Source organism: Leucobacter soli (assembly GCF_042659205.1).
In the GTDB taxonomy this organism is placed as follows: domain Bacteria; phylum Actinomycetota; class Actinomycetes; order Actinomycetales; family Microbacteriaceae; genus Leucobacter; species Leucobacter soli.
The window spans coordinates 1-4,490 of the sequence record NZ_JBHSRW010000191.1 but is presented as its reverse complement, the minus strand read 5'-3'; the positions used below and the strand labels follow the sequence as shown (position 1 = coordinate 4,490).

The 4,490-nt window shown below is 70.5% G+C and carries 4 protein-coding genes; all 4 read left to right on the top strand.

Features of this window, described 5'->3' with window-relative positions:
• Positions 1-1,229 (top strand): AAA family ATPase (locus ACFPZL_RS10440; protein WP_382335338.1); only part of this gene is annotated, 1,229 nt, incomplete at its 5' end.
• Between the two features lie 139 nt (positions 1,230-1,368).
• Positions 1,369-2,301 (top strand): ABC transporter ATP-binding protein, encoded by a 933-nt coding sequence (locus ACFPZL_RS10435; RefSeq protein WP_218113874.1) that lies wholly within the window; start codon positions 1,369-1,371, stop codon positions 2,299-2,301.
• A gap of 46 nt (positions 2,302-2,347) precedes the next feature.
• A complete protein-coding gene (locus ACFPZL_RS10430; protein WP_218113875.1) occupies positions 2,348-3,208 on the top strand; it encodes an ABC transporter permease subunit in 861 nt (286 codons plus the stop codon).
• On the top strand, positions 3,205-4,490 hold a 1,286-nt coding region (locus ACFPZL_RS10425; RefSeq protein ID WP_382335336.1), incomplete at its 3' end, for a sensor histidine kinase. The genes ACFPZL_RS10430 and ACFPZL_RS10425, both read left to right, overlap by 4 nt.

Below are 4,490 nucleotides of genomic sequence, written 5' to 3'. Positions count from 1 at the left end.
TCCGGGCGCGGCAGGTGGAGCGCTCCGAGCGTGTCGCGGGCCTGCTGCCCGACATCCTGGCCGCCTGCGACCGCTCGCTCGCAGAGGCCAGGCTCGCGCAGCAGACCGCCGAGCAGGAGCGGGCCAGGCACAGCCAGGAGCTGACGCTGCTGCGCGCGGAGGAGTCCGAACTGCGGGGACGGCTGCAGGCGCTCACCGAACGCGTGCACGGTGCGGAGCTCAAGAGCTACGAGCGCAAGCTGCAACTGTCGGCGCTGCTCGAGCGGGCCGGCAACGAGCTCGGCCTCGTCGAGGACGTGCTGATCGCCGAGTACGGGCCGGATCAGGGAGTGCCGGTGACGGCGCCGGAGGACGATCCCGCGCCGAGCGGCGGCCTGACGCTCGTCGCCGAACTGCCCGAGGATCTCGAAGCGCAATTCGCGGCCGAATTGGGGCTGGAGCCTTCCCAGCGATCATCGGAGCCGCAGGGGCTCGCAGCATCTACCGGGTCGGATGCGGATCCCGCGACTGACGCGCAGGATGACGGCAACGCGCAGGATGCCGGGGATGTCGAGACCGTTCCCTTCGTCCGTTCCGAGCAGGAGCGCCGTCTCGCCAGGGCCGAGCGCCGCCTCACGGAGCTCGGCCGGATCAATCCGCTCGCCCTGGAGGAGTTCGCGGCGCTCGAGCAGCGCCACGCGTTCCTGGTCGAGCAGCTGAACGATCTCACGAAGACCCGAGCCGACCTGCTCACCATCATCGCGGAGCTCGACGGGAAGATGGAGGGGATCTTCGCGGAGGCGTTCGAGGACACCCGGGCGGCGTTCGCCGAGATCTTCCCGGTGCTGTTCCCGGGGGGCTCCGGCGAGATCGCGCTGAGCGATCCCGACGACCTGCTGAGCACCGGTATCGAGATGACCGTGCGGCCGGCCGGCAAGAAGGTCGAACGGCTGTCGCTGCTGAGCGGAGGCGAGCGCTCCCTCGCCGCCGTCGCCTGGCTGGTCGCGATCTTCCGGGCGCGGCCGAGTCCGTTCTACATCATGGACGAGGTCGAGGCCGCACTCGACGACGCCAACCTCGGTCGCCTGCTCCAGGTCTTCGAAGCGCTGCGGGAGAGCTCCCAGCTCATCGTCATCACGCACCAGAAGCGCACGATGGAGATCGCGGATGCGCTCTACGGCGTCTCGATGAGGCAGGACGGGATCTCCGCCGTCGTCGGCCAGAGGATCGGCGCGCACGCCGGAGCCTAGAACCGCGGGATCCCGGCAGACGGGCGCGCGGCATCATCCGAAAGGATGACCCCGGACGGCACTTGCGGCGGATGTCCGGAGACCCGAGCGGAACATAGCGTGTTCTCAGCGGCCAGATCGGCCGACGGAAGGGAACACGATGATCGAGGCGGTCAATCTCACGAAGCGCTACGGCACGAAGCTCGCGGTCGACGACGTCAGCTTCTCGTTGCAGCCCGGGCAGGTCACCGGCTTCCTCGGACCGAACGGGGCCGGCAAGTCGACGACCATGCGCATGCTGATGGGCCTCGACCGCCCGACGCACGGCAGCATCACCGTGCTGGGCAAGCCCTACGCCGAGCATCGCAACCCCCTGTGCGTCGCCGGTGCGCTGCTCGACGCGAAGGGCGTGCATCCGGGCCGCACGGCGCGCAGCCACCTGCGCGCGCTCGCGGCGACGCACGGCCTCCCCGACGCGCGGGTGGACCGGGTGCTGGAGCTCACCGGCATCGATTCGGTGGCGCACAAGCGGGTCGGCGGATTCTCGCTCGGCATGGGGCAGCGGCTGGGCATCGCGGCCGCCCTGCTCGGAGATCCCGACGTGCTGGTTCTCGACGAGCCGGTGAACGGGCTCGACCCCGACGGCGTGCTCTGGGTGCGCGAGTTCGTGCGCGAGTTCGCCGCCACGGGGCGGACGGTCCTGCTCTCGAGCCACCTGATGAGCGAGATGGCGCAGACCGCCGATCACGTGCTCGTGCTCGGCCGAGGCCGGATCATCGCCGACGCACCGATCGCAGAACTCATCGGCGCGGGCGGCCGCCGCACCGTGCGGGTGACCTCGCCGGACGCGATCCGGCTGGGGGAGCTGCTCCGCGCCGAGGGCGCCCGCAGCACCCAGCAGAGCGGCGGCAACGAGCTCGAGCTGCACGGAATCGCGGCCGAGCGCGTCGGTGAGATCGCCGCGGGCCACGGCATCGTGCTGCACGCACTGAGCACCGATGCGGCCTCCCTGGAGGAGGCCTACCTCTCGCTGACCAGGGGAGAGCTCGAGTACACGTCCGACCCGGCCGCCGCGCAGCCGGTCGCGGCCTGAAGCGCTGCGACCCGATGCGAAGATCCGAGGAACAGAGGAAAACGACATGACCACCGCACTCATCGAACCCGCCACCGCCCGCGAGCCCGTCGCCCGTGAACACGACGTCAGCGGCCGCCTGTCCTTCGACGGGGTCCTCCGCGGGGAGTGGATCAAGCTGCTCTCCCTGCGCTCGATCCGCTGGTCGATCATCATCACCATCGTGCTGAGCTGGGGCGGCGCCGCGCTCATGGCTTCGGCGATGGCCGGGACCGAGTTCGCCACGCTTGAGGCGATGCCGGAGCTGCTGGTGCAGTCGGCCACGCTCAGCAGCATGTTCACCGTGCTCGTCATGGGGATCCTCGGCGTGCTCGCCGTCACGAGCGAGTACGCGAGCGGACTGATCCTCTCGAGCCTTGCCGCGGTACCGAGCAGGACGCCGCTGCTCGGCGCGAAGGCGCTCGTCGTGGCGGCGCTCGGCCTGGCGGTCGGAGGGCTCAGCACCTTCGGCGGCGGGCTCATCTCCGCGACGATCCTGGGGTCGGGAGCGTTCGAGGCGCTGGTCGAGCCGACGGTCCTGATCTCGCTGCTGGGCGCGACGCTCTTCCTGACCCTCTCGGCGCTCCTCTCGCTCGGCCTCGGTGCGCTGCTGCGCTCCAGCGCGGGTGCGATCGCGGTCATGGTGACGCTCCTGTTCATCTCGACGATCGTGTTCCAGATCCTCACGATGACCGGCTGGGAATGGGTGCCGACGTTCGCGCAGTGGATGCCGGCCGACCTCGGGCATGCGCTCTCGACCTGGGCCGTCACCGACCCGGAGTACCGCGGCGACGTGTCATACTGGGCCGCACTGGGCGGCCTCGCCGCCTGGGCCGTCGCGGCCCTCGTCCCCGCCGGCATCCTCCTCAAGACGAGAGACGCTGCGTGACCGAAGCCATCACCCTCACGCCGGGCGACGCGGCGCTCCCGCGCCCGCCCGGCGTGTTCCGGCGCTGGCTGGCCGAGCACCCGCGCGCCGTCGACTGGACCATCGTCGGCACCTATCTCTTCGGCTGTGCGCTGATGATGCTCTTCGAAGTCGTCGCAGGCTTCGTGGCCACCGACTTCGAGGGCGTCGAGCCGGAGGCGGTCTCCGAGATGCAGGCGCTCGCGCAGCACCTCGTCTGGCCCTGGACCCTCATGACGCTGCTCATCGTCGCGCTCGTGGCGACGGCGTTGCGGTTCCGCCGACGATTCCCACTGGCCGGGCTCATCGTCGTCTCGCTGCTGATGGTCTTCGAACAGGGCCTCCTCGTCGCGCCGAACTCCGTGGCACTGGTCTTCCTGCTCTACGCTGTCCCCGTCTATCGCAGCGTCGCGATGGGCTGGATCGGCTACGGGGTCGCCGTCATCGTGAATTCGCTGCTGATCCTCGTCGTGCCCTCCGGCTCATCGGGCGCCGTCGGTCCGGCCGGCATCGCGGTCGCGGATCCCGTCGGCGTGCGCGAAGGTCTGGTGCTCGTGATCATCAACGCGCTGTGGCTGCTCGCGGTGCTGATGATCGCCATCAACCTCGGCAACCGTCGCCGGTACATCGAGGCGCTCATCGACCGCGCGCATCAGCTCGCCCGCGACCGCGAGCAGAAGGCCCAGCTCGCCGCGGCCGCCGAACGGGCCCGCATCGCGCGGGAGATGCACGACATCGTTGCGCATTCGCTCTCGGTGGTCGTCACGCTGAGCGAGGCGGCCTCCGTCGCGATAGACGCGGAGCCGGTCGCCGCGAAGCAGGCGATGGATCGAGCCGCGGAGACCGGTCGCTCGGCGCTGACCGAGATGCGCCGCCTGCTCGGGGTGTTGAACGAGGATCGGGGCCCCGCGACATCGACGACTCCGTCCGCGGCCCCCTTGGCGCCCCAGCCGGGTGCGGCGCAGTTGGCGGAGCTGATCCGCGGCTTCGCGGAGGCGGGCCTCCGCATCTCCGTCACCGAGCAGGGTGTTCCGGCCGGCGACGCGGCGCAGCAGCTCGCCGTCTACCGGATCGTGCAGGAATCGCTGACGAATGCGCTGCGATATGCGGGTGCCGGCGCGGATGTCGAGCTGAAACTGATCCACGGGGATCTGACCACCGAGATCGAGGTCGTGGACTCCGGGCCGGATCGAGCCGGATCCGGCACGCCCGCCGCGCCGCACGACAGCGGCGCACGCAGGCCCATCCCCGGCAGCGGCCGCGG